This is a genomic window from Rhodococcus sp. As11 (genome assembly GCF_048957735.1).
Taxonomy (GTDB): domain Bacteria; phylum Actinomycetota; class Actinomycetes; order Mycobacteriales; family Mycobacteriaceae; genus Rhodococcus; species Rhodococcus gordoniae.
On record NZ_JARDJE010000004.1, the window covers coordinates 91,341 to 115,520 of the forward strand.

The 24,180-nt window shown below is 68.3% G+C and carries 21 protein-coding genes; 10 read left to right on the forward strand and 11 right to left on the reverse strand.

Features of this window, described 5'->3' with window-relative positions; genetic code table 11:
- The first annotated feature begins 271 nt into the window (after positions 1-271).
- Positions 272-3,076 (forward strand): aconitate hydratase AcnA, encoded by a 2,805-nt coding sequence (gene acnA / locus PV766_RS06555; protein ID WP_421096710.1) that lies wholly within the window; start codon positions 272-274, stop codon positions 3,074-3,076.
- 105 nt (positions 3,077-3,181) lie between these two features.
- The gene (locus tag PV766_RS06560) at positions 3,182-3,748 is read left to right on the forward strand and encodes a TetR/AcrR family transcriptional regulator (protein WP_016934200.1); all 567 of its coding nucleotides are present in this window, start codon (positions 3,182-3,184) and stop codon (positions 3,746-3,748) included.
- A gap of 17 nt (positions 3,749-3,765) precedes the next feature.
- Here PV766_RS06560 and PV766_RS06565 read toward each other — a convergent pair whose 3' ends face one another.
- The gene (locus PV766_RS06565) at positions 3,766-4,017 is read right to left on the reverse strand and encodes a helix-turn-helix domain-containing protein (RefSeq protein ID WP_026003301.1); all 252 of its coding nucleotides are present in this window, start codon (positions 4,015-4,017) and stop codon (positions 3,766-3,768) included.
- 90 nt (positions 4,018-4,107) lie between these two features.
- Positions 4,108-5,739 (reverse strand): ABC-F family ATP-binding cassette domain-containing protein, encoded by a 1,632-nt coding sequence (locus tag PV766_RS06570; RefSeq protein WP_064064887.1) that lies wholly within the window; start codon positions 5,737-5,739, stop codon positions 4,108-4,110.
- Positions 5,740-5,907: 168 nt separating this feature from the next.
- Here PV766_RS06570 and PV766_RS06575 point away from each other — a divergent pair, with 168 nt between their 5' ends.
- Together PV766_RS06575 and PV766_RS06580 are read left to right on the forward strand one after the other, a co-directional pair.
- Positions 5,908-7,023 (forward strand): lycopene cyclase family protein, encoded by a 1,116-nt coding sequence (locus PV766_RS06575; protein WP_421096711.1) that lies wholly within the window; start codon positions 5,908-5,910, stop codon positions 7,021-7,023.
- Between the two features lie 98 nt (positions 7,024-7,121).
- The gene (locus tag PV766_RS06580; protein WP_421096712.1) at positions 7,122-8,141 is read left to right on the forward strand and encodes a Ku protein; all 1,020 of its coding nucleotides are present in this window, start codon (positions 7,122-7,124) and stop codon (positions 8,139-8,141) included.
- A 56-nt stretch (positions 8,142-8,197) separates the two neighbouring features.
- Here PV766_RS06580 and PV766_RS06585 read toward each other — a convergent pair whose 3' ends face one another.
- From PV766_RS06585 to PV766_RS06615, 7 genes are all read right to left on the reverse strand, one after another.
- Positions 8,198-8,617, reverse strand: a complete 420-nt coding sequence (locus PV766_RS06585; protein WP_064064890.1) for a metal-sulfur cluster assembly factor — start codon at positions 8,615-8,617, stop codon at positions 8,198-8,200.
- Positions 8,614-9,108: a Fe-S cluster assembly sulfur transfer protein SufU gene (gene sufU, locus PV766_RS06590; protein WP_064064891.1), complete on the reverse strand. Its 495-nt coding sequence runs from the start codon at positions 9,106-9,108 to the stop codon at positions 8,614-8,616. Before sufU ends, PV766_RS06585 begins: the two co-directional genes overlap by 4 nt.
- A gap of 4 nt (positions 9,109-9,112) precedes the next feature.
- Positions 9,113-10,366 carry a cysteine desulfurase gene (locus PV766_RS06595; protein ID WP_064064892.1) on the reverse strand — a complete coding sequence of 418 codons (1,254 nt, stop codon included), beginning with the start codon at positions 10,364-10,366 and terminating at the stop codon, positions 9,113-9,115.
- 4 nt (positions 10,367-10,370) lie between these two features.
- Complete coding sequence (gene sufC, locus PV766_RS06600; protein WP_016934996.1) at positions 10,371-11,159, reverse strand: Fe-S cluster assembly ATPase SufC; 789 nt, start codon at positions 11,157-11,159, stop codon at positions 10,371-10,373.
- A gap of 51 nt (positions 11,160-11,210) precedes the next feature.
- Positions 11,211-12,440, reverse strand: coding sequence for a Fe-S cluster assembly protein SufD (sufD, locus tag PV766_RS06605; protein WP_129976722.1), 1,230 nt, complete (start codon positions 12,438-12,440; stop codon positions 11,211-11,213).
- Entirely contained in the window at positions 12,441-13,886 is a 1,446-nt protein-coding gene (sufB, locus tag PV766_RS06610) for a Fe-S cluster assembly protein SufB (RefSeq protein WP_016935404.1), read from the reverse strand.
- Between the two features lie 115 nt (positions 13,887-14,001).
- On the reverse strand, positions 14,002-14,820 hold the full coding sequence (locus PV766_RS06615) for a helix-turn-helix domain-containing protein (protein ID WP_421096713.1): 819 nt from the start codon (positions 14,818-14,820) through the stop codon (positions 14,002-14,004).
- A gap of 74 nt (positions 14,821-14,894) precedes the next feature.
- On the opposite strand from PV766_RS06615, the gene mptB reads away from it, so the two are divergent.
- From mptB to PV766_RS06635, 4 genes are all read left to right on the forward strand, one after another.
- Positions 14,895-16,622: a polyprenol phosphomannose-dependent alpha 1,6 mannosyltransferase MptB gene (gene mptB / locus PV766_RS06620; protein WP_421096714.1), complete on the forward strand. Its 1,728-nt coding sequence runs from the start codon at positions 14,895-14,897 to the stop codon at positions 16,620-16,622.
- 11 nt (positions 16,623-16,633) lie between these two features.
- A complete protein-coding gene (locus PV766_RS06625) occupies positions 16,634-17,578 on the forward strand; it encodes an ABC transporter ATP-binding protein (protein ID WP_064064896.1) in 945 nt (314 codons plus the stop codon).
- The gene (locus PV766_RS06630; RefSeq protein ID WP_064064897.1) at positions 17,575-18,372 is read left to right on the forward strand and encodes an ABC transporter permease; all 798 of its coding nucleotides are present in this window, start codon (positions 17,575-17,577) and stop codon (positions 18,370-18,372) included. Before PV766_RS06625 ends, PV766_RS06630 begins: the two co-directional genes overlap by 4 nt.
- A 68-nt stretch (positions 18,373-18,440) precedes the next feature.
- On the forward strand, positions 18,441-19,406 hold the full coding sequence (locus PV766_RS06635) for a COX15/CtaA family protein (protein ID WP_129976720.1): 966 nt from the start codon (positions 18,441-18,443) through the stop codon (positions 19,404-19,406).
- 71 nt (positions 19,407-19,477) lie between these two features.
- Here PV766_RS06635 and PV766_RS06640 read toward each other — a convergent pair whose 3' ends face one another.
- Positions 19,478-19,819: a hypothetical protein gene (locus PV766_RS06640; RefSeq protein WP_016934848.1), complete on the reverse strand. Its 342-nt coding sequence runs from the start codon at positions 19,817-19,819 to the stop codon at positions 19,478-19,480.
- Positions 19,820-19,842: 23 nt separating this feature from the next.
- Between PV766_RS06640 and PV766_RS06645 the strand changes: the two genes are divergently transcribed.
- A complete protein-coding gene (locus PV766_RS06645; RefSeq protein ID WP_421096715.1) occupies positions 19,843-20,808 on the forward strand; it encodes a quinone oxidoreductase family protein in 966 nt (321 codons plus the stop codon).
- Between the two features lie 77 nt (positions 20,809-20,885).
- Here the strand turns inward: PV766_RS06645 and PV766_RS06650 are convergent, their stop codons facing one another.
- Positions 20,886-21,863: a heme o synthase gene (locus PV766_RS06650; protein WP_064064899.1), complete on the reverse strand. Its 978-nt coding sequence runs from the start codon at positions 21,861-21,863 to the stop codon at positions 20,886-20,888.
- 212 nt (positions 21,864-22,075) lie between these two features.
- Between PV766_RS06650 and tkt the strand changes: the two genes are divergently transcribed.
- Complete coding sequence (gene tkt, locus PV766_RS06655) at positions 22,076-24,178, forward strand: transketolase (RefSeq protein WP_064064995.1); 2,103 nt, start codon at positions 22,076-22,078, stop codon at positions 24,176-24,178.
- Positions 24,179-24,180: the final 2 nt, after the last annotated feature.

Below are 24,180 nucleotides of genomic sequence, written 5' to 3' on the forward strand. Positions count from 1 at the left end.
ACACCCGTGCGGCAGTGCAGAACACTACGCGATCGCGCGACGGCGGCTCGCAGCACTCGTCGCGAACAGGACCGATACCCGTGACGCCCCGCGACGGCACGACAAACCCCGGCTTCGGTTCAATACAGGACAAGCGTACTGTTAGAATCGAGTGCGAGACGCCACGACATTCTGCATCCGGGCCACGGGCCGTGGGTGGAAGTCGTGTGCCTCGCTTCAGCCGTCGACACAGCCCCGTCGGCGGCCAGCCGAAACGACGAGTGGAGCTGACGTGAGCACCAGTAGTGATTCGTTCGGCGCCAAGGGTTCGCTGCAGGTCGGAGACAACTCGTACGAGATCTTCCGCCTGTCGGCCGTCCCCGGCACCGAGAAACTTCCTTACTCTTTGAAGGTCCTGGCCGAGAACCTGCTGCGCACCGAGGACGGTGCCAACATCACGGCCGATCACATCCGGGCCATCGCCGACTGGGATCCCTCCGCCGACCCGAGCATCGAGATCCAGTTCACGCCTGCCCGCGTGATCATGCAGGACTTCACGGGCGTCCCCTGTGTCGTCGACCTCGCGACCATGCGTGAGGCCGTCACCACCCTGGGCGGCGACCCGAACAAGGTCAACCCCCTCTCCCCCGCCGACATGGTCATCGACCACTCGGTGATCCTCGACTACTTCGGTCGTGCCGACGCCCTCGAGCGCAACGTCGACCTCGAGTACGAGCGCAACGGCGAGCGTTACCAGTTCCTCCGCTGGGGTCAGGGCGCCTTCGACGACTTCCGCGTCGTCCCGCCGGGCATGGGCATCGTGCACCAGGTCAACATCGAGTACCTCGCCCCGACCGTCATGGTCCGCAACGGGCAGGCCTACCCCGACACCTGCGTCGGCACCGACTCGCACACCACGATGGTCAACGGTCTCGGCGTGCTCGGCTGGGGCGTCGGCGGCATCGAGGCCGAGGCCGCCATGCTCGGCCAGCCGGTCTCCATGCTGATCCCGCGCGTGGTCGGCTTCAAGCTCACCGGTGAGATCCGGCCCGGCGTGACCGCCACCGACGTCGTGCTCACCGTCACCGACATGCTGCGCAAGCACGGCGTCGTCGGCAAGTTCGTCGAGTTCTACGGCGCCGGCGTGGCCGAGGTCCCCCTCGCCAACCGCGCGACCCTCGGCAACATGAGCCCCGAGTTCGGTTCCACCGCAGCGATCTTCCCGATCGACGACGAGACCATCAACTACCTGCGCCTGACCGGCCGCAGCGACGAGCAGCTCGCTCTCGTCGAGGCGTACGCCAAGGAGCAGGGCCTGTGGCACGATCCGAGCCGCGAGCCCGAGTTCTCCGAGTACCTCGAGCTCGACCTGTCGACGGTCGTCCCGTCGATCGCCGGCCCCAAGCGCCCGCAGGACCGCATCCTGCTGTCCGAGTCGAAGGTCGCCTTCCGCAAGGACATCCACAACTACGTGGAGGAGAACCTCCCGGCCGAGCACAGCAAGCTCGACGAGGCCGTCGAAGAGTCCTTCCCGGCGTCCGACCCGGCCGTGCTGTCCTTCGCGGACGACGGTGCCGTCGACGTCCACTCGGCTGCCAACGGGGCCCACGGCCGTCCGTCGAAGCCGGTCGAGGTCGTCTCGGAGGAGCGCGGCGAGTTCGTCCTCGACCACGGCGCGGTCGTGGTTGCGGGCATCACCTCCTGCACCAACACCTCCAACCCGTCGGTCATGCTCGGTGCCGCACTGCTCGCCCGCAACGCGGTCGAGAAGGGCCTGTCCACCAAGCCGTGGGTCAAGACCAACATGGCTCCGGGTTCGCAGGTCGTCAACGACTACTACGAGAAGGCCGGCCTGTGGCCGTACCTCGAGAAGCTCGGCTTCTACCTCGGCGGTTTCGGTTGCACCACGTGCATCGGTAACACGGGCCCGCTGCCCGAGGAGATCTCGAAGGCCGTCAACGACAACGACCTCTCGGTCACCGCGGTGCTCTCCGGCAACCGCAACTTCGAGGGTCGCATCTCCCCCGACGTGAAGATGAACTACCTGGCCTCGCCGCCGCTGGTCATCGCGTACGCGCTCGCGGGCACGATGGACTTCGACTTCGAGACCGACGCCCTGGGCAAGGACACCGACGGCAACGACGTCTTCCTGAAGGACATCTGGCCGTCTGCGCAGGAGATCGACGACACCATCAAGTCGGCGATCAGCCAGGACATGTTCCGCAAGTCCTACGCCGATGTCTTCAAGGGCGACGAGCGCTGGCAGAACCTCGAGACCCCCGAGGGTGACACCTTCGCGTGGGACGAGAACTCGACGTACGTCCGCAAGGCTCCGTACTTCGACGGCATGACGATGGATCCGGATGCGGTCTCCGACATCAAGGGTGCGCGTGTGCTCGCGCTGCTCGGCGATTCGGTGACCACCGACCACATCAGCCCGGCCGGGCCCATCAAGCCGGGTACCCCGGCCGCGCAGTACCTCGACGCCCACGGTGTCGAGCGCAAGGACTACAACTCGCTCGGTTCGCGTCGCGGCAACCACGAGGTGATGGTCCGCGGTACCTTCGCGAACATCCGTCTGCAGAACCAGCTGCTCGACGGTGTCTCCGGTGGTTACACCCGCGACTTCACCCAGGACGGTGCTCCGCAGGCGTTCATCTACGACGCCTCGCAGAACTACCAGGAGGCCGGAATCCCGCTGGTCGTCCTCGGTGGCAAGGAGTACGGTTCGGGTTCCTCGCGTGACTGGGCCGCCAAGGGCACCCGCCTGCTCGGCGTCAAGGCCGTCATCACCGAGTCGTTCGAGCGCATCCACCGCTCGAACCTCATCGGCATGGGCGTCATCCCGCTGCAGTTCCCGGCGGGCGAGTCGGCCAAGTCCCTGGGCCTGACCGGCACCGAGGTCTTCGACATCGAGGGCATCGAGAAGCTCAACGAGGGCGTCACGCCGAAGACCGTCAAGGTCACGGCGACCAAGGAGGACGGCGAGAAGGTCACCTTCGACGCCGTGGTCCGCATCGACACCCCGGGTGAGGCGGATTACTACCGCAACGGCGGCATCCTGCAGTACGTGCTGCGGAACATGATCCGCGGCTAGAGAGCACTGCACGTGACCCGATCGGTCACACCTGTGTGAAGCGGCGGGCCCGGGACGAGACTCGTCTCGGGCCCGCCGTCTCCTCGAGCGGAAAGGAAGTGGCGCGTGCCCAAGGTCAGTGAGGACCATCTCGCCGCGCGGCGCAGGCAGATCCTCGACGGTGCCCGTCGCTGTTTCGCCGAATACGGTTACGAAGGCGCGACCGTGCGACTGCTCGAAGATGCCACGGGCCTGTCCCGCGGTGCGATCTTCCACCATTTCAAGGACAAGGACGGCCTGTTCCTCGCGCTCGCGCAGGAGGACGCACGGCGCATGGCGGACGTCGCCGCCAACGAGGGTCTCGTGCAGGTCATGCGCGACATGCTGTCTACGCCCGACCAGTTCGACTGGCTGGGAACCCGACTCGAGATCACCCGCCGCCTGCGTACCGATCCCGAGTTCGCGAAGGCATGGACGCAGCATTCCGCAGAACTGACCGAGGCCACCGTGGGTCGTCTCGAACGACAGCGCGAAGCGGGCAGGCTCCGCGACGATGTGCCGACCGAAGTTCTCCTCGGATATCTCGACCTCGTCCTCGACGGTCTCGTCGCCCGCCTCGCCTCAGGGCACGCCGAACAGGATCTCGTCGCGGTCCTCGATCTCGTCGAGGAATCGGTGCGTCGACGCGACTGACACGCGCTGTCGCCCGCTCAGCCCGTCTCGTCGCCCGCTGCCGCCCTGCGGCGGTTCGGCCCGCCGCGGCCCCGCAGCCGTACCTGCGACTCCACGAGCACGTTGTGCACGAAACCGTAGGATCGACCGGTTTCCTGCGCGAGCGTCCGAATGCTCGCACCCTCCTCGTAGCGGCGCTTCAGATCCTCCTGCAAGCGGTCCCGCGATTCCCCCGTAACCCGGGCTCCCTTCGCGTAGGTCGTCTCTCCACCACCGGAATTTCGCGCCATCGGATCCTCCCTGCGCCCTCGCCAAAGGTCCCTTTCCCAGGCTAGAGGACCGCCCGGGTGCGCGGACGCAGATCGGACCAGCGGAGCCGATCAGGCGAGCTGGATGAGTTCGAGGTATTCCTGGGACCAGTGGTCCTCGGTTCCGTCGGGAAGCAGGATCACCCGTTCGGGATCGAGCGCCTCGGCCGCCCCCGGATCGTGGGTGACCAGCACGACGGCACCCTCGTAACTGCGCAGAGCGTCGAGCACCTGCTCACGTGAGACCGGATCGAGGTTGTTGGTCGGCTCGTCGAGAAGCAGCACGTTCGCCGCCGACGACACGAGCCCCGCGAGCGCCAGCCGGGTCTTCTCACCGCCGGAGAGCGTTCCCGCGGGCTGCTCGAGCTGGGGGCCGGTGAACATGAACGCGCCGAGCAGTCCCCGCAGGTCCTGTTCGCCGGCGTCCGGCGCGGCGTGCCGGATGTTCTCCCATACCGACGCCGAGTCGTCGATGGTGTCGTGTTCCTGGGCGAAGTACCCGATCTTCAGACCGTGGCCCGGGACGAGCTCGCCGAGATCGGGGGTTTCCACTCCGGCGAGAAGACGCAACAGGGTGGTCTTACCGGCGCCGTTGAGGCCGAGGATGACCACGCGGCTGCCGCGGTCGATCGCGAGGTCGACACCGGTGAAGATCTCGAGCGAACCGTAGACCTTGGTCAGTTCCTTCGCCATCAGCGGTGTCTTTCCACATGCAGCAGGCGTCGGGAACCGGATCTTCGCGACCTTGTCGGCCACCCGCACGTCGTCGAGGTCGTCGAGAAGTTTCTCGGCGCGCTTCGCCATGTTCTGGGCGGCCGTGGCCTTGGTGGCCTTGGCTCCGAGCTTGGCGGCCTGCTTCTGCAACGCGGACGCCTTCTTCTCTGCGTTCGCACGCTCGCGGCGACGACGCTGCTCGTCGGTGGCACGTGCGTCGAGGTACTTCTTCCAGCCCATGTTGTAGATGTCGGCCTCGCCACGCACCGCGTCGAGGAACCAGACCTTGTTCACCACGTCGGCGAGCAGGTCGACGTCGTGGCTGATGACGATGAGCCCGCCGTCGTGGTTCTGCAGGAAGCCACGGAGCCAGGTGATCGAGTCGGCGTCGAGATGGTTGGTCGGTTCGTCGAGCAGCAGCGTGGTGTCGGACTTTCCGCCGGACCCGTCCGAGGCCGCGAACAGGATGCGGGCGAGTTCGACACGGCGGCGCTGACCACCCGACAGCGTGTGCAGGGGCTGGCCGAGGACGCGGTCGGGCAGACCGAGACTGTGGCAGATGGTCGCGGCCTCGGATTCGGCGACGTATCCACCGAGGGTCGCGAAGCGTTCCTCGAGTGACCCGTACTTGCGCACGGCGCGGTCGCGGATCTTCTCGTCCACGGCCTCTGCCATGAGCGCCTGCTGCTTCTCCATGCTGCGCATGATCTCGTCGAGGCCTCGCGCCGAGAGCACCCGGTCCTTGGCGAGGACGTCGAGATTGCCCTCCTTGGGGTCCTGGGGCAGGTACCCGATGTCGCCGGAGCGGATCACGGTGCCGGCGTAGGGCTCGCCTTCACCCGCGAGGATTCGCAGGGTCGTGGTCTTGCCGGCGCCGTTGCGTCCCACGAGGCCGATCCGGTCCCCGGCCTGCACCCGCAGCCCCGAGCCGGGGGCGGTGAGCAGCGTCCGCACGCCGGCGCGGACTTCGAGGTCGGTAGCGGTGATCACGCACGGGCTCCTAGGAAGAAAGACGGTGGATGGGTGCCATGGTGGCAAACAGCCGGGCACACGAACCACTCATTTTACCGTGGCGCGGCCCCACCCTCACGGTGAGATTCGCTACCCTCCCGCGGCGCACCCCTGCCCCCCACCGGCGGGCGACCTAGGCTGGCGCCCGTGACGCACCGTCCCCCTACCGACCTCGTCGTGGCCGGGCTCGGCCCCGCCGGCCGGGCACTGGCGTTCCGCGCGGCCGTGGCCGGGCTGTCCGTGACGGCCGTCGACGTGCGCCCGCAGCGACGGTGGACCGCGACCTACGCGGCGTGGGCCGACGAGCTGCCGGCCTGGTTACCTGCGGAGACGGTGGCGTCGCACATCGGCAGACCCGCCGTGTGGACGACCGGGCCCCGCCTCCTCGATCGCGTCTACCGGGTGCTGGATACGGCGCGGCTGCAGGACGTGCTCGACCTCGGCGCGGTCGCGGTGGTCCGGGGTCGCGTACGCGACGTCGGATCGGAGGGTGTCGTCCTCGAGGACGGGCGCCGAGTGTGTGCGCGCTACGTCGTCGACGCCCGCGGGGTTCCTGCCGATCCGCAGCGCGCCCAGCAGACGGCATTCGGCGTGATCGTGGACGACGCGACCGCGGCACCCGCCCTCGACGGGCACGACGCCTGGTTCATGGACTGGCGTCGCGACAACGGGACCGCTCCGGACGATGTCCCGTCCTTCCTCTACGCGGTGCCGGTCGGTGACGGCCGCACGATCCTCGAGGAGACCTGTCTCGTCGGGCGCCCGGCACTCGACCTCGGCGAACTCGAACGGCGCCTCCGTGTCCGGCTTGCGGCACGAGGGGTGTGCACGACCGGCGACGAACGGGTCGAACGGGTGCGCTTCGCGGTGGAGGGCGCACCGACGTCGCCCGGGGTGATCGGTTTCGGTGCCCGCGGCGGTCTCATGCATCCGGCCACGGGATACGCGGTGGCCACGGCACTGTCCACCGCGGATGCGGTGGTGGACGCGATGCGCCGCGGCGACGACCCGCAGCATGTCCTGTGGTCTGCCCGCGCCCGTTCGGTGGCGGCGATGCGGCAGATGGGATTGCGGGTCCTGCTGCGACTCGACGCGCACGGTGCGATCGAGTTCTTCGACGCGTTCTTCGACCTGCCGGTCGCGCAGCAACGGGCGTATCTGTCGGGTCGCGACGATGCGTCGGGTGTGGCGAGCGCGATGTGGCGGCTGTTCCGGGTGCTACCCCGGCCCCGGCGCATGACGATCCTGCGGTCGCTCCGCTGATCTCCCGGCTACGACGGTGTGGCGAATGTCTCGACGAGCCGCCCGGTGAGTTTCGCAGCTTTCCAGCGTTCTCCCGGGGTGTCGATCATGATGGACACATGCGGTCGATCTGGAAAGGCTCACTCGCGTTCGGCCTCGTCAACGTGCCGGTGAAGGTGTACTCGGCCACCGAGTCGCACGACATCACCTTCCACCAGGTGCATGCGAAGGACGGCGGGCGGATCAAGTACCAGCGCGTGTGTACCGAGTGCGGTGAGGTCGTTCCCTACCAGGAGATCGACAAGGCCTACGACTCCGAGGACGGCGAGCGGGTCGTGCTCACCGACGAGGACTTCGAGAAGCTTCCCGCGGCGGAGAAGCACGAGATCCCGGTCCTGCAGTTCGTGCCCACCGAACAGATCGATCCGATCCTGTTCGAGAAGTCCTACTATCTCGAGCCCGATTCGTCGTCGCCGAAGGCCTACGGCCTGCTCGCCGCGACCCTCGAGCAGAGCGACCGGACGGCGCTGGTGCACTTCACGCTTCGTCAGCGCACGCGACTGGCGGCGCTGCGCACCCGCGACGGGTTGCTCATCCTGCAGACCCTGTTGTGGCCCGACGAGGTACGCGCGGCCGAGTTCGAGTCGCTCGACGACATCGAGAAGCCGAAACAACGCGAACTCGCGATGGCCGAGGCCCTCGTCGAATCGATGTCCGACGATTTCGATCCCACCGAGTTCACCGACGAATACCAGGTGGAGCTGCGCACGCTGATCGACGAGGCCCTCGCGCGCGGTGGCGAGAAGGTCTTCCAGGTCGCCGAACCCGACACCGACGAGGAGGACGCCGAGGTGCTCGACCTCGTCGCTGCCCTGCAGCGCAGCGTCGACGCGGCGGGTAAGAAGGTTCCGTCCGGTTCGTCCTCGGACGGGAAGAAGTCCTCGAAGGACGACGAAGACGACGAGGGCGCGAAGAAGAAGGCTCCCGCGAAGAAGACCGCATCGAAGAGCACGGCGAAGAAGAGTCCCGCGAAGAAGAGCACCGCGAAGAAGACCGCGTCCACGAGTACGGCGGCCAGGAAGAGTCCTGCGAAGAAGACAGCTGCCAAGAAGACCTCCGGCGAACGCAAAGGCGCCTGACCCCCGACGAGAAGTCGGAGATCAGGCGCCGAGGCCCGGAACCCGGAAGCTGCGGCTCAGACGGTGAACCCGAGTGCGCGCAGCTGCTCGCGTCCGTCGTCGGTGATCTTGTCGGGACCCCACGGCGGCATCCACACCCAGTTGATACGCAGTTCGTCGCACAGACCGCTGCGCACGAGTGCGCCCTTGGCCTGATCCTCGATGACATCGGTGAGAGGGCACGCCGCCGACGTGAGGGTCATGTCGACGGTCACGATCTCGTCGGCCTCGGAGATTCCGTAGACGAGACCGAGATCGACGACATTGATGCCGAGTTCGGGGTCGACGACGTCGCGCAGCGCTTCCTCGAGTTCGTCGAGGCGGCCCGGATCCAGCGGGGGGGCCGTGGCCGCGACGAGCGTCGAGGTCTCGTCCGCGCCGGCGTCGGCCGTCGGATCCTCGTCGGTGTTCACGGTGCCGGGTGCGGGTTCGGTCATCGGTTCTGTCCTTCGCTCGAAAGGGTGTGCGCGCCGTCCGTCAGGGTGTCGGAGGCGGCGTCCACGGTCTGCGCGACCGCGTCCTTGAAAGCCATCCAGCCCAGCAACGCGCACTTCACGCGCGCCGGGTACTTCGCCACGCCGGCGAACGCGATGCCGTCGCCGATCAACTCCTCGTCGCCGTCGACGGTGCCGCGACTGCTCACCATCTCGACGAACCCGTCGACCATCTTCAGCGCATCGCCCAGCGGAGCACCGATCACCTGGTCGGTGAGCACGGACGTCGACGCCTGGCTGATCGAGCACCCCTGGCCGTCGTAGGAGACGTCGGCAACGGTGTCGCCGTCGAGATGCACACGCAGCGTCACCTCGTCGCCGCAGGTCGGGTTGACGTGATGTACTTCGGCGCCGAACGGTTCGCGCAGCCCGCGGTGATGCGGGTGCTTGTAGTGGTCCAGGATCACTTCCTGGTACATCTGCTCCATCCGCATCGGATCACGCCTCCCCGAAGAATTTCTGGGCGCGCCGGATCGCCGCGCCGAGTGCCTGCACCTCGTCCGGCGTGTTGTACACGGCGAACGACGCGCGGGCGGTCGCGGCCACCCCGAAGCGGCGGTGCAACGGCCAGGCACAGTGATGCCCGACCCGGATCTCGACGCCCTCGTCATCGAGGATCTGGCCGAGATCATGGGCGTGGATTCCGTCCACGACGAACGACACGGCCCCACCGCGCTGGTCGGCGGTGGTCGGACCGATGATGCGCACGCCCTCGATGCCGGCGAGTTCGGCGAGCGCCGCAGTGGTGAGTTCGTGCTCGTGCGCGGCCACCGCGTCCATGCCGATCTCCTGCAGATAACGCACGGCGGCACCGAGCCCCACGGCCTGCGAGGACATCGGGGAACCGGCTTCGAACCGCTGCGGCGGTGCGGCGAAGGTCGTCGCCTCCATGGTGACCGTCTCGATCATCGAGCCACCGGTGATGAACGGCGGCACGTCGGCGAGCAGGTCGCGTCGTCCGTAGAGGACACCCACACCCGAGGGACCGAACATCTTGTGGCCGGAGAAGGCGGCGAAGTCGACTCCGAGCGCGCGGAAGTCGACGGCCATGTGCGGCACCGACTGGCACGCGTCGAGCACGACGATCGCGCCGACCTCCTTCGCGCGTCGCACGATCTCCTCGACGGGGGCGACCGCGCCGGTTACGTTCGACTGGTGCGTGAACGCCACGACCTTCACAGCCTCGGTCAGCGTCAGCGAGTCGAGGTCGATGCGGCCGTCGTCGGTGACGCCGTACCAGCGCAGAGTGGCACCCGTGCGCCGCGCGAGTTCCTGCCACGGAACGAGGTTCGCGTGGTGCTCGAGCTCGGTGACGACGATCTCGTCACCCGGTCCGAGCCGGTGCGGGAACCGGTCGTCGGCGAAGGCGTAGGCGACGAGGTTGAGCGACTCGGTGGCGTTCTTGGTGAACACCACCTCGTCGACGTCGACCCCGACGAAGCCGGCGATGACAGCGCGGGCGTCCTCGTACGAGTCGGTCGCCTCCTCCGACAACGCATGCGCACCGCGGTGCACGGCCGCGTTCCGCGTCGCGAGGAACTCACGCTCGGCGTCCAGCACCTGCACCGGACGCTGGGAGGTGGCCCCCGAGTCGAGGTAGACCAGGGGTTTGCCGTCGCGCACCGTGCGCGCGAGGATCGGGAAATCCGCCCTGATCCGGGCGATGTCCAAGGTCCGCACCGGCACCGTCATCCGATCACGCTCCTTGCGTTGCTGCCTGGGTGAAACGAACGTAGCCGTTGGTCTCGAGCTCGTCGGCGAGCTCGGGGCCACCGGACTCGACGACGCGGCCACCCACGAAGACGTGCACGAACTGCGGCTTGATGTAGCGCAGGATGCGGGTGTAGTGGGTGATGAGCAGGACGCCGCCGTTCTCGTTCTCCTGGTAGCGGTTCACGCCCTCGGAGACGACGCGCAGCGCGTCCACGTCGAGGCCCGAGTCGGTCTCGTCGAGGATGGCGATCTTCGGCTTCAGCAGACCGAGCTGCAGGATCTCGTGGCGTTTCTTCTCGCCACCGGAGAAGCCCTCGTTGACACTGCGCTCGCCGAAGGCCGGATCGATGTCCAGCTCGGACATCGCCTGCTTGACCTCCTTGACCCAGTGGCGCAGCTTGGGGGCCTCGCCGCGCACGGCGGTCGCGGCGGTGCGGAGGAAGTTCGACATCGACACGCCGGGCACCTCGACCGGGTACTGCATCGCGAGGAACAGGCCGGCGCGGGCGCGCTCGTCGACGCTCATCTCGAGCACGTCCTCACCGTTGAGGGTGATGCTGCCCGAGGTGATCTCGTACTTGGGGTGGCCGGCGATCGCGTACGACAGGGTGGACTTGCCGGAGCCGTTGGGGCCCATGATGGCGTGCGTCTCACCCGAGCGGACCGTGAGATCGACGCCCTTGAGAATGTCGATGGGTTCGGCGTTCTCGTCGGTCTGAGCGACACGGACGTGCAGGTCCTTGATCTCGAGGACGTTCGAAGGTGTGGACATCGAAATGCGTTTCCTTAGTGGAGAGGTATCGGGAGTACGGGGAGACGGCCGTCAGGCGCCGACGGCGGCGAGTTCCGCCTCGATGGCGGCCTCGAGCCGTTCGCGGACCTCGGCGACCGTGATGCGCTCGAGCAGCTCGTGGAAGAATCCGCGGACGACGAGGCGACGCGCTTCCTCTTCGGGGATACCGCGAGCACGCAGGTAGAACAGCTGCTCGTCGTCGAAGCGGCCGGTCGCCGACGCGTGACCGGCACCGACGATCTCACCGGTCTCGATCTCGAGGTTCGGCACCGAGTCGGCGCGCGCTCCGTCGGTGAGCACCAGGTTGCGGTTGAGCTCGAAGGTGTCGGTGCCCTCGGCCTCGGCGCGGATGAGCACGTCGCCGATCCACACGGTGCGCGCGTCGGGCTTGCCGGAGGCCGGATCGCCCTGCAGCGCACCCTTGTACACGACGTTCGACTTGCAGTTCGGCTGCGAGTGGTCGACGAGCAGGCGCTGTTCGAAGTGCTGACCGGCGTCGGCGAAGTACAGGCCGAGCAGTTCGGCGTCGCCGCCGGGACCGTCGTACTTGGTGGTCGCCGACACGCGTACCAGATCGCCGCCGAGCGCGACCGTGAAGTGACGGAGCACGGCATCGCGGCCGAGGCGGGCGTGGTGCGCGGCGACGTGCACGGCGTCGTCGGCCCAGTCCTGCACCGCGACGACCTTCAATTGCGCGCTGTCGCCGAGCACGAACTCGATGTTCTCGGCGTAGGTGCCGCTACCGCGCTGGTCGATGACGAGCGTGAGGTTGGCGAACTCCTCGAGCCGGATCTGCACGTGACCGTAGGCGACGGCTCCCTCACCCGGTCCCGTGATCGTCACGGTGACGGGGTCGGCGACCTCGACCTCGCGGCCGACGGTGAGGACGGTTGCGGTCTCGAACGCCGAGTAGGCCTGCGCTGCGATCCGGTCGAACGGCACACCGGCCTGTCCGAGCCGCGCGTCGTCGCGCGCGACGGTCTCGACCTGCACGCCGTCGACCGGGGTGACCTCGACGGTCGCGGTGCCGGTCGCGGTGGCGGTGCCGTCGTGCAGACCGCGCAGGCGGCGCAGCGGGGTGAACCGCCAGACCTCGTCGCGTCCCGAGGGAACCTCGAAGGCGTTCACATCGAACGACGTGAAGACCTCGCCCTTGTTGACTGCCGGCTTGCCGGCGTTGTCGATCGCCGGGGCACGGTTCTCCCCGCGCACGGCTTCCTGCACTCCGGTAGCCGGAGCGTTCTTCGCTTCCGCAGTCATTTAGCCGACTGCCCCTTCCATCTGCAGTTCGATCAGGCGGTTGAGTTCGAGGGCGTACTCCATCGGCAGTTCCTTGGCGATGGGCTCGACGAACCCGCGCACCACCATGGCCATGGCCTCGTCCTCGTCGAGTCCGCGGCTCATGAGGTAGAACAGCTGGTCGTCGCTCACCTTCGAGACGGTCGCCTCGTGACCCATCGTGACGTCGTCCTCACGGATATCGACGTACGGGTAGGTGTCGGAGCGGCTGATCTGGTCGACGAGCAGCGCGTCGCACTTGACCGTCGACTTCGAGCCGTGGGCTCCCTTGTTGACCTGCACGAGGCCGCGGTAGGAGGCACGTCCACCGCCGCGCGCCACCGACTTCGACACGATGGTCGAGGAGGTGTGCGGAGCCAGGTGCAGCATCTTCGCGCCGGTGTCCTGGTGCTGACCCTCGCCGGCGAAGGCCACGGAGAGCACCTCACCGCGAGCGTGCTCGCCCATCATCCACACGGCCGGGTACTTCATCGTCACCTTGGAACCGATGTTGCCGTCGATCCATTCCATCGAGCCGCCGGCCTCGACCTTGGTGCGCTTGGTCACCAAGTTGTAGACGTTGTTCGACCAGTTCTGGATCGTCGTGTAGCGGCAGTGACCGCCCTTCTTGACGATGATCTCGACCACTGCGGAGTGCAGCGAGTCGGACTTGTAGATCGGCGCGGTGCAGCCCTCGACGTAGTGCACCGAGGCGCCCTCGTCGACGATGATCAGGGTCCGCTCGAACTGGCCCATGTTCTCCGTGTTGATGCGGAAGTAGGCCTGCAGCGGGATGTCGACGTGTACACCCGGCGGAACGTAGATGAACGAGCCTCCCGACCACACCGCGGTGTTCAGGGCGGAGAACTTGTTGTCCCCGGCCGGGATGACCGTGCCGAAGTACTCCTTGAACAGCTCGGGATGCTCACGCAGACCCGAGTCGGTGTCGAGGAAGATCACGCCCTGGCTCTCGAGGTCCTCGCGGATCTGGTGGTAGACCACCTCGGACTCGTACTGGGCGGCGACACCGGCGATCAGGCGCTGCTTCTCCGCCTCCGGGATGCCCAGCCGGTCGTAGGTGTTCTTGATGTCCTCGGGGAGCTCGTCCCAGCTCGCGGCCTGCTTCTCCGTCGAGCGCACGAAGTACTTGATGTTGTCGAAGTCGATCCCGTCGAGGTTCGAACCCCACACCGGCATCGGCTTCTTGTCGAAGGTGCGCAGCGCCTTGAGACGGATGTCGAGCATCCACTCGGGTTCGTTCTTCTTCGACGAGATGTCCCGCACGACCTCTTCGGACAGGCCGCGCTGCGCCGTGGCACCGGCGGTGTCGGGGTCCGCCCAGCCGTATTCGTAGTGTCCGAGAGAATCGATCGTCTCTTCCTGCGTCAGCGGCGCGGCGCCGGACGTCTGATCCGATGCGACGGTCATGCGAGCTCCTTCCGGAGTCTGGTGGGCGTCGGCGCGGGCTGTGCGTCGACGGTCGACGGGTGGGTGGATGTCTTCGTGTTGTGCCCGGTGTCTCGCAGCACTCGAGTGGGGGACGTCACGTGGGCGGCTCCGGCCGGGGCACATCCGCTCTGGGGAGAACGGGCACGTGGGTCGTGCAGAAGGCGTCGCCGTTGGCGATCGTCGCGAGGCGTTGCACGTGGGTTCCGAGGATCCGCACGAATGCCTCCTGCTCCGCCTCGCAGAGTTCGGGGAACTGCTCGGCGACATGCGAGACCGGGCAGTGGTGCTGGCAGATCTGCACGCCGGTGCCGACCCGCCGGGTCGAGGCCGCGAACCCGGAGGCGGTGAACGCGCCGGCGATCTCCTCGGCAACGCTCTCGACGTCGTCGACGTTCTCGTCGGCGGGCGCCACATTGCCGAGGATCGAGTCCACGCGGCGACGCGCGAAGTCCTCCACGGCGGCGTCGCCGCCGAGCTCGCGAAGGTGACGCATCGCGGCGGTGGCGAGATCGTCGTAGGAGTGGCCGAGCCGGGCGCGCCCGACGGCGGTGAGCTGGAAACGACGCGCCGGTCGGCCGCGACCGCGGCCCTGCCGGCGCGGAGGTGCGGCGGCCTGCGCCTCGCCGGACTCGATGAGCGCGTCGAGATGGCGTCGCACACCGGCGGCACTCAGGCCGAGACGGTCGCCGATCTCCGGCGCGGTGATCGGGCCTTCTTCGAGCAGCAGCTGCACGACCGCGGCGCGCGTCTGACCCTCCGGGATCTCGCGACCGGTCGACGGAGGATTCCTGCGTACGTCCTCGACGCGTGACGCCGCCGCGACAGGTACGTGACCTGCGCGTTCTGCGGCATCGGTGGTGTCGGACGGGTATTTCACAACACCAGTGTGACGGAATTCGGAAGCACGGTCCACCAAGGGTGCCCTTTGTTACACCCTCATCACGGAGTCCGCGGAAACCACATCCACCCTCCCGTTACGCTTCTGACGTGCCGTCGACTCCTTCCCTGTCAGCCCCGCGCACGACTCCTCCGTCGTCGGGTCGATCGGGAGTCCGCGAACACCTGCACACGTGGGTCCGACGCGCCCTGGGGCTCGAGGCCCCCGGTCCCCATGCCGACGTCTCCGTCGTATTGCACGGCGACGAGACCGAAGGTCGCGGACTCGACGCGACGGAGAACACGTATCTGCACCGTATCCGGCTGCTCGGCGCCACCGGTGCCGTGCTCATGGCGGTCGGCGCGCTCGGCGCCGGGGCGCAGCCGGTCCTGCAGAACCCTGTGCAGGGAGTACGAGCTCTCGGGCTGGCGGCGCGCATGCCGAGCGCCGCGCTCACCACGACCATGATCGGTACGGCGCTGGTGATCCTCGCCTGGCTGCTGCTCGGACGATTCGCCATCGGCCGGAGCGCGCCGGACGGTCCCGTGCGCCGACTGTCCCGGTCGCAACTCGACCGCACCCTGCTGTTGTGGATCCTCCCGCTCGTCGTGGCGCCACCGATGTTCAGCAAGGACGTGTACTCCTATCTAGCGCAGAGCGAGATCGCGGCACGCGGACTCGATCCCTACGCGATCGGACCGGCGGGAGCGCTGGGCGTCGACCACGTCCTGACCCGGACGGTGCCGAACATCTGGCGCGACACCTCGGCCCCCTACGGTCCGGCCTTCCTGTGGCTCGGCGAGAAGATCACCTACGTCACAGGCGAGAACATCGTGGCCGGCATATTCGTCCACCGACTGCTCGCACTCGTCGGTGTGGCCCTGATCGTGTGGGCGTTGCCTCGGCTGGCCCGCCGGTGCGGGGTGGCGTCGGTGAGCGCGTTGTGGCTCGGCGCAGCCAACCCGCTGTTGCTGTTCCACCTGGTCGCGGGCATCCACAACGAAGCCCTGATGCTCGGCCTCATGCTCGCCGGCGTCGAACTCTCGTTGCGGGCGGTCCACCCGGGCGACGAGTCCGTGTCGCGTCTGCGTCTCGCGGGATGGCTCGCTGCCGGCACGGCGCTGATCGCCCTGTCGTCGATGATCAAGGTGCCCTCGCTGCTCGCGCTGGGATTCGTCGGCATGGCCCTGGCCCGCAAGTGGGGTGCCACCTTCCGCGCCGTGATCCTCGCCGCCGTGATCCTCGGTGTCGGGACCGGCGTCGTGATCGTGGCCGTGAGCTGGGGCAGCGGTCTGGGCTTCGGCTGGACGAAGACCCTCGGGACCGCCACCGAGGTCCGCAGCTGGATGTCGATCCCGACCCTCCTGGGCATGGGCACGGGTCTCGGGGGCGTGCTGCTCGGCCTGGGCGACCACACGACGGCCGTGCTGTCCATCACGCGCCCCATCGCCGCACTGGTGGCGGCCTTCATCACGGTGCGCATGCTGCTCGCGGTGCTGACAGGCCGGATCCATCCCGTGGGTGCGCTGGGCGTGTCGCTGGGCGCGATCGTGCTTCTCTTCCCGGTGGTACAACCCTGGTATCTGCTGTGGGCGGTGATCCCGCTCGCCGCCTGGGCGACGCGCCCGGTGTTCCGGATCCCCACCATCGCGTTCTCGTCCGTGGTCGGCATGATCCTCATGCCCAACGGCAGCGAGTACCAACCGTTCATCATCGTCCAGGCGTCGATAGCGACCATCGTCGTGGTCGGTCTGATCATCGTCGCGACACGCTCCCGACTGCCGTGGCGACTGCAGGAGCGCACACCACCGCGTCCGGCGGAAACAGCGGACGCCTAGGCTGGAACCCTGTGATCCCGAGTTCTCCCGCCGGTGCGGTACCGGCCGTGCGCCTGGACGGCGTCGTCAAGACCTACGGGGGCGTCACCGCCGTGAACGGTCTCGACCTGACCGTCGAACGCGCCCAGGTGCTCGCCCTTCTCGGTCCGAACGGCGCCGGTAAGACCACCACCGTGGAAATGTGCGAGGGGTTCGTCACTCCCGACGCCGGCATCGTCCGCGTCCTGGGTCTCGACCCCGTGGCCGATTCCGACGCTCTCCGCCCCAGGATCGGGGTGATGCTGCAGGGCGGCGGCGCCTATCCGGGTTCACGGGCCGGCGAGATGCTCGACCTGGTCGCGGCGTACTCGGCCGACCCCCTCGATCCGGACTGGCTGCTCCGGCGCCTCGGACTCACGGACGCCCGCCGCACCCCCTACCGCCGGCTGTCGGGCGGGCAACAGCAACGTCTCGCGCTCGCGTGCGCGCTGGTCGGGCGCCCCGAACTGGTGTTCCTCGACGAACCGACGGCCGGCCTCGACGCTCAGGCCCGGCTGCTCGTCTGGGAGTTGATCGACGCCCTGCGCCGCGACGGCGTGAGCGTGCTGCTCACCACTCACCTCATGGACGAGGCCGAGGAACTCGCCGACGAGATCGTCATCATCGATCACGGCCGGGTGGTCGCTGCGGGTACGCCCGACGAGGTCACCCGCGACGGCGCCGAGGGCCAGCTGTGGCTGACCGCGCCTGCCGGACTCGACCTGAGCGCACTGCAGTCGACCCTTGCCGGCACTCATCGGGTCCGTGAGGACAATCCCGGGCGGTATCTCGTGGAGGGCACGATCGAACCGTCGGTCGTGGCGGCGGCAGCGACCTGGTGCGCGAGCCTGGGAGCACTGGCAACCGAGATCCGCGTGGATCAGCGCAGCCTCGAGGACGTCTTCCTCGAATTGACCGGTCGGGAGTTGAGAGGGTGAGCGTGACCCACGATCGTCTGGCGAACAACCGGTTCGCGGAGGGGACGTTCACCCCGCGACCGCAGCCGAACTCGCCGTCGAAGATGCTCGCGGCGCAGACAGTCATGGAACTGAAGTTGTTGCTGCGCAACGGCGAGCAACTCCTGCTGACCATGTTCATCCCGATCACCCTGTTGATCGGGCTGTCCCTGCTGCCGATCGGCGATCTCGGCGACTCGCGGGTCGATCGCGTGCTGCCTGCGGTGATGATGGTGGCGGTGATGTCGACGGCGTTCACCGGGCAGGCGATCGCCGTGGGCTTCGACCGGCGCTACGGCGCCCTCAAGCGGATCGGCGCGACAGCGCTTCCCAAGTGGGGAATCATCGCCGGGAAGAGCGCGGCCGTGGGGATAGTCGTCGCCCTGCAGTCCGTGCTGCTCGGAACGATAGGACTGGCGCTGGGTTGGCGACCCTCCCCCGTCGATCTGCTCATCGGGGCGGTCGTCATCGCCCTCGGCACGGTGATGTTCGCGACACTGGGTCTGCTCCTCGGCGGAACGCTCCGTGCCGAGATCGTGCTCGCCCTCGCGAACATCGTGTGGTTCGTGCTGCTCGGGATCGGCAGCATCGTGGTGCTCGGCGACGTGATCCCGGAAGCGGTGGCCCACCTGCTGCGGATCGTCCCGTCCGGGGCGCTGACCCTTGCGCTCGAGAGCGCCACGACGGGTGTGTTCGACTGGCTGTCGATCGTCGCGCTCGTGGTGTGGACGGTGATCGGCGGCACCGCCGCGGCGAGATGCTTCCGGTTCACCTGAGCGACGGGATACCCGATCCGGCGCAACCCAACTACAGCGTGTAGTGGTTCACGCCGTACCATCGAATCGTGTTGTATCGCGGCTACCTGAGCCTTGTCGACCGTCTTCCCCTGCCCTCGTTGCGGACGCAGAAGATCATCGCGTTCCTCACGATTCTCACCCAGGGTGGCATCGCCGTGACCGGCTCGGTCGTCCGCGTCACCGCCTCCGGACTGGGTTGCCCCACCTGGCCGCAGTGCTTCCCCGGCTCGTTGGTCCCGGTGGGTGTGTCGAGCGGGGTGAACACGCTTCACCAGATCGTCGAATTCGGCAACCGGCTGCTGACCTTCGTGGTCGTGGCCGTCGCCGCCGCGATCGTGCTGGCCGTCACCCGGGCCCGTCGCCGCAAGGAGGTCATCGCCTGGGCATGGGTGATGCCCGCGGGCACCGTGCTTCAGGCGATCATCGGCGGGATCACCGTGCTGGCCGGTCTCGCCTGGTGGACGGTCGCGATCCACCTGCTCGCGTCGATGCTCATGGTGTGGCTGGCAACGGTGCTCTACGCGAAGGTGAGCGAGCCGGACGACGGCACGGTGGTGCAGGTGCTGCCCCCGCCGCTGCGATGGCTCACCGCACTGTCGGGAGTCGCGCTCGGTGTGGTCCTCGTGCTCGGCACGATGGTCACCGGCGCCGGTCCGCACGCCGGCGACAAGAGCGTCGAGAATCCCGTCCCGCGCCTCGCGCTCGACATCACCAATCTCGTCCATCTGCACGCCGAGGCGCTCGTCGGCTATCTCGCGCTGCTGATCGGCCTGACCTTCGCCGTCTACGCGGTCCACGCCCCGCGAGCCGTCACGCTCCGTCTGAAGGTCGTGCTCGCCCTGGTGGTCGCGCAGGCCGGCATCGGCCTCGTGCAGTTCTGGACGGACGTGCCCGCCGTGCTGGTCGTCTGCCACGTCGCCGGGGCCGGACTGTGCACGGCGGCCACCGCCGCGGTCTGGGCCGCCGGACGGACACGCACGACGATCCCGGATCGCGAGCCCGTTCCGGTCTGACCGGCAGCCGGCGCGGCCCCCTTCCCGAATTCGGGAAGGGGGCCGCGATCGTCGTACGGGTGTCGGGTCCGTCAGCGCTCGTTGCGGGCCTTCGGGAACTTGGTCTGACGCGCCACCCAGCCGGCCATCCTCGCCCAGTGCCCCTTCTGCGGGTTCGCGATGCTGGTGACCTCACGGTCCCACTCCGAGACCGTGACGTCAGGGATTTCTTCGACGATGGCGCGCGCCGTCGGCAGATCCTTCGCGACACGGTCGCCGAGGGTGCCGTCGGCGGCGACCACGGTGATCCGGACGCCCGACAGACCGATGGGCTGCAGCACGGCCTTGCCGGAACCTCCGTGCGCCGCGACGAAGCTGCGGATGGACGAGACGATGTCGGCCGGTGCGGCCACGACCTGGGTTTCCACGCTCATGTCTGCAGAATACTGTGAACCGCATGCATGCGATCGAAGTGGCACAGCACGGTGGTCCCGACGTCCTCGTCTCCGTCGAAAGACCCGACCCCGAGCCCGGCCTCGGAGAACTGCTCGTCCGCACCGACGCGATCGGCGTGAACTTCATCGACACCTACTTCCGCACGGGTCTCTATCCCACCGACCTGCCCTACATCCCCGGTTCGGAGGGCACCGGCACGGTCGTGGCGGTGGGCGAGGGCGTCCGCGACACGGCGGTGGGTGACCGCGTGTCGTGGTGCGCGGCGCCCGCTTCCTATGCCGAACTCGTCCGGGTCCCCGAGAACATCGCGGTCCCGGTCCCGGAGTCCGTACCGGCCGACCAGGCCGCCTCCGTCCTGCTCCAGGGCATGACAGCGCACTACCTCCTGAACTCCGTCTACGCGGCGCAGCCCGGCGAGACGGTGCTCGTCCACGCCGGTGCAGGCGGTGTGGGGCTGATCCTGACTCAGCTCGCCGTCGCGAAGGGTGTGCGGGTGATCACCACCGTGTCGTCCGACGAGAAGGAAGCCCTGTCACGGGAGGCCGGCGCCACGGAGGTACTGCACTACGGCGACGACCTCGCCGGGCACGTGCGCGACCTCACGGGCGGCGAGGGGGTGGCCGCGGCGTACGACGGTGTCGGTGCCGCGACCTTCGAGTCGTCGCTGGCGTCGGTCCGCGTGCGCGGCACGGTCGCCCTGTTCGGTGCTGCGAGCGGGCCCGTCCCTCCCTTCGACCTGCAGCGCCTCAACCCGGCGGGATCATTGTTCGTCACCCGCCCGACCCTGGCGCACTACACCCGAGACCGCGACGAGCTGTTGTGGCGTGCGGGCGACGTGCTCGCGGCGCTCGCCGACGGGTCGCTGAAGCTCCGTGTCGGTGCGCGCTACCCCCTGGCGGAGGCCGCCCGTGCCCACACCGATCTCGAGGGACGCCGGACCACCGGCTCGATCGTCCTGATCCCGTGATCGACCGAGCCCACACGACGACGCCCCGACCGTTCGGCCGGGGCGTCGCTGTGGAGCAGTCGTCGTGTGAGTGACGATCAGAAGTAGGAGCCGATCGTGGGCAGTGCGAGTACGGAATCGATCGCCAGACCGAGACATACCACCGCGAGGTAGTTGTTGGACTGCAGGAACAGTTTGAGCGGCTTGACCGACGCTCCGCCGCGCACGCTGTTGTACAGCTGGTGGGCGACGAGCAGGAACCAGGCGCCCGCGAGCAGCGCGACCGCCGCGTAGATCACCCCGGCGGCCGGGACGATCACCAGCGTCGCGATCACCGTCGCCCAGGTGTACATCAGAATCTGCTTGGTGACGTGCTGTTCGGTGGCGATCACCGGCAGCATCGGCACGCCCGCGGCCTTGTAGTCCTCCTTGTAGCGCATCGCGAGCGCCCAGGTGTGCGGCGGCGTCCAGAAGAAGATGACCAGGAACAGCACGACCGGTTCCCAGCTCAGCGAACCGGTCACGGCAGCCCAGCCGACCATCACGGGCATACACCCGGCCGCCCCGCCCCAGACCACGTTCTGCCAGGTCCGGCGCTTGAGCACCATCGTGTACACGAGCACGTAGAACGCGATGGTCGCCACGACCAGGACGCCGGCCAGCAGGTTGGCCCGCCACCACAACCACACGAACGACGCGACACCGAGCACCATGCCGAAGACGAAGGCGTTGCGCGTCGGCACCGTCTGCCGGGCCAGCGGACGCAACGCCGTGCGTTTCATCACCTTGTCGATGTCGGCGTCGACGACACAATTGAGCGAGTTGGCGCTCGCGGCGCCCATCCAACCGCCGAACAATGTGCTCAGGATGAGCACGATGTCGACGTTCCCGCGATCGGCGAACAGCATCGCGGGAATGGTCGCGACCAGCAGAAGTTCGATCACGCGCGGCTTCGTCAACGCGATGTAGGCGAGGACGGTGCCGGAGATCCGGCCCCACGCGGTGTCGGAGCGCGGGGCGCTCGGCGCTTCGGGGGCGCCGAAGCCGTGTCCTCCCGGCCGTCGCCCTGCCCGCACACTGTCTCCTTGTCCCACGCGGATCCGCACCTTCGTTTCGCCCGTTCACGGTCGCCCGGTTCCGGACGCTCCTCTACTACGAACGATGGTAGACCGGACCGTTGCCCGGACCGAATCGACCCGTTCGGAGCAGCGCACTAGTCTGAAGTAGCGCGCGGGCCGACTTCCACCCGCCGGGACCCCGTACACCCATGTCAGGAGACTTCACGCTCGTGTCGATCACAGACGAGATCCGCACCCTCACCCAGCCTGCGCATCCTGCCGACTGGACCGACCTGGACACCAAGGCGGTCGACACCGCGCGCGTGCTCGCCGCCGACGCCGTGCAGAAGGTCGGAAACGGGCATCCCGGTACCGCGATGAGCCTCGCTCCTCTCGCGTACACCCTCTACCAGCGTGTGATGCGCCACGATCCGACCGACCACGAGTGGGTCGGCCGCGACCGCTTCGTACTCTCGTGCGGACATTCGAGCCTGACGCTGTACGTCCAGCTGTACCTGTCCGGCTACGGTCTCGAACTCGCCGACCTCGAGGCACTGCGCACGTGGGGTTCGCTCACCCCGGGCCACCCCGAGTACGGGCACACCGCCGGAGTCGAGATGACCACCGGCCCGCTCGGCCAGGGTCTCGCGTCCGCGGTCGGCATGGCGATGGCTGCCCGCCGCGAGCGCGGCCTGTTCGATCCCGAGGCGCCCGCAGGCAAGAGCCCGTTCGACCACTACGTCTACGTGATCGCCTCCGACGGCGACATCGAGGAGGGCGTGACCTCCGAGGCGTCGTCGCTCGCCGGTGTCCAGCAGCTCGGCAACCTGATCGTCTTCTACGACGACAACAAGATCTCCATCGAGCACGACACCGCGATCGCTCTCGGTGAGGACGTCGCCAAGCGCTACGAGGCGTACGGCTGGCACGTGCAGACCGTCGAGGGCGGCGAGAACGTCACCGCACTGCTCGAGGCCGTCGAGGCCGCGAAGGCCGTCACCGACCGTCCGTCCTTCATCTCCGTCCGCACGATCATCGGCTACCCGGCCCCGACGAAGATGAACAGCGGCGACGCGCACGGTGCCGCGCTCGGCGCCGACGAGGTCGCCGAGATCAAGAAGATCCTCGGCTTCGACCCCGAGAAGAACTTCGACGTCGATCCGGCGGTGATCGAGCACACCCGGCAGGTCGTGACGCGTGGCGCCGAGGCGCGCGCGGCGTGGCAGGCCGACTTCGACGCGTGGGCCACCCGCGAGCCGCAACGCAAGGAGCTGTTCGACCGCCTGTACGCCGGTGAGTTCCCGGAGGGCTGGGTCGACGCCCTGCCGACCTACGAGCCCACCGAGAGCGGTCCCGCGACCCGCTCGGCGTCCGGCAAGGCCCTCGCCGCGCTCGGACCGGTGCTGCCCGAGCTGTGGGGCGGCTCCGCCGACCTCGCCGGCAGCAACAACACCACGATCCCCGGTTCCGACTCCTTCGGCCCCGAGGCGATCTCCACGAAGGACTGGAACGCGCAGCCCTACGGACGCACCCTGCACTTCGGTGTGCGCGAGCACGCCATGGGTTCGATCCTCAACGGCATCGCCCTGCACGGCCCGACCCGCCCCTACGGCGGCACCTTCCTCGTCTTCTCCGACTACATGCGACCCGCGGTGCGTCTCGCGGCCCTCATGCAGACCCCGTCGATCTACGTGTGGACGCACGATTCGATCGGTCTCGGTGAGGACGGCCCGACCCACCAGCCGATCGAGCACCTCGCGGCGCTGCGAGCGATCCCGAACCTCGCGGTGATCCGCCCGGCCGACGCCAACGAGACGTCGTTCGCGTGGAAGGCCGCGTTGGAGAACCGCACGGGCCCGACCGCGCTCGCGCTGACCCGCCAGAACGTCCCCGTGCTCGAGGGCACGCGGGAGAAGGCCGCCGAGGGTGTCGCCCGCGGCGCCTACGTCCTGGCCGAGGCGGCCTCGGGGACCCCGGAGGTCGTGATCCTCGCGACCGGATCCGAGGTCCAGCTCGCCGTCGCCGCCCGCGAGACCCTCGAGGCCGACGGTGTGGCCACCCGCGTCGTCTCCGTGCCGGTGCTCGACCGCTTCCTCGAGCAGGACCAGGCCTACCGCGACGAGGTCCTGCCCCCGTCGGTGCGCGCCCGCGTGTCCGTCGAGGCCGGGCTCGCCATGCCGTGGTACCGCCTGATCGGCGACGCCGGTGAGCCGGTCTCGCTCGAGCACTACGGCGCTTCCGCCGACTACAAGACCCTGTACCGCGAGTTCGGCATCACCGCCGAGGCCGTCGTCGACGCTGCGCGCCGCTCGCTGACCCGAGTGAAGGGATGATC

Excerpts from the sequence above, each read along its gene's own strand:
- PV766_RS06645 (WP_421096715.1), top strand. The coding sequence starts at position 19,843 with ATGCATGCGATCGAAGTGGCACAGCACGGTGGTCCCGACGTCCTCGTC.
- sufB (WP_016935404.1), bottom strand. The coding sequence starts at position 13,886 with ATGACCGTCGCATCGGATCAGACGTCCGGCGCCGCGCCGCTGACGCAG.
- PV766_RS06585 (WP_064064890.1), bottom strand. The coding sequence starts at position 8,617 with ATGACCGAACCCGCACCCGGCACCGTGAACACCGACGAGGATCCGACG.
- PV766_RS06565 (WP_026003301.1), bottom strand. The coding sequence starts at position 4,017 with ATGGCGCGAAATTCCGGTGGTGGAGAGACGACCTACGCGAAGGGAGCC.
- PV766_RS06580 (WP_421096712.1), top strand. The coding sequence starts at position 7,122 with ATGCGGTCGATCTGGAAAGGCTCACTCGCGTTCGGCCTCGTCAACGTG.
- sufD (WP_129976722.1), bottom strand. The coding sequence starts at position 12,440 with ATGACTGCGGAAGCGAAGAACGCTCCGGCTACCGGAGTGCAGGAAGCC.
- PV766_RS06640 (WP_016934848.1), bottom strand. The coding sequence starts at position 19,819 with ATGAGCGTGGAAACCCAGGTCGTGGCCGCACCGGCCGACATCGTCTCG.
- sufC (WP_016934996.1), bottom strand. The coding sequence starts at position 11,159 with ATGTCCACACCTTCGAACGTCCTCGAGATCAAGGACCTGCACGTCCGT.
- sufU (WP_064064891.1), bottom strand. The coding sequence starts at position 9,108 with ATGCGGATGGAGCAGATGTACCAGGAAGTGATCCTGGACCACTACAAG.
- PV766_RS06595 (WP_064064892.1), bottom strand. The coding sequence starts at position 10,366 with ATGACGGTGCCGGTGCGGACCTTGGACATCGCCCGGATCAGGGCGGAT.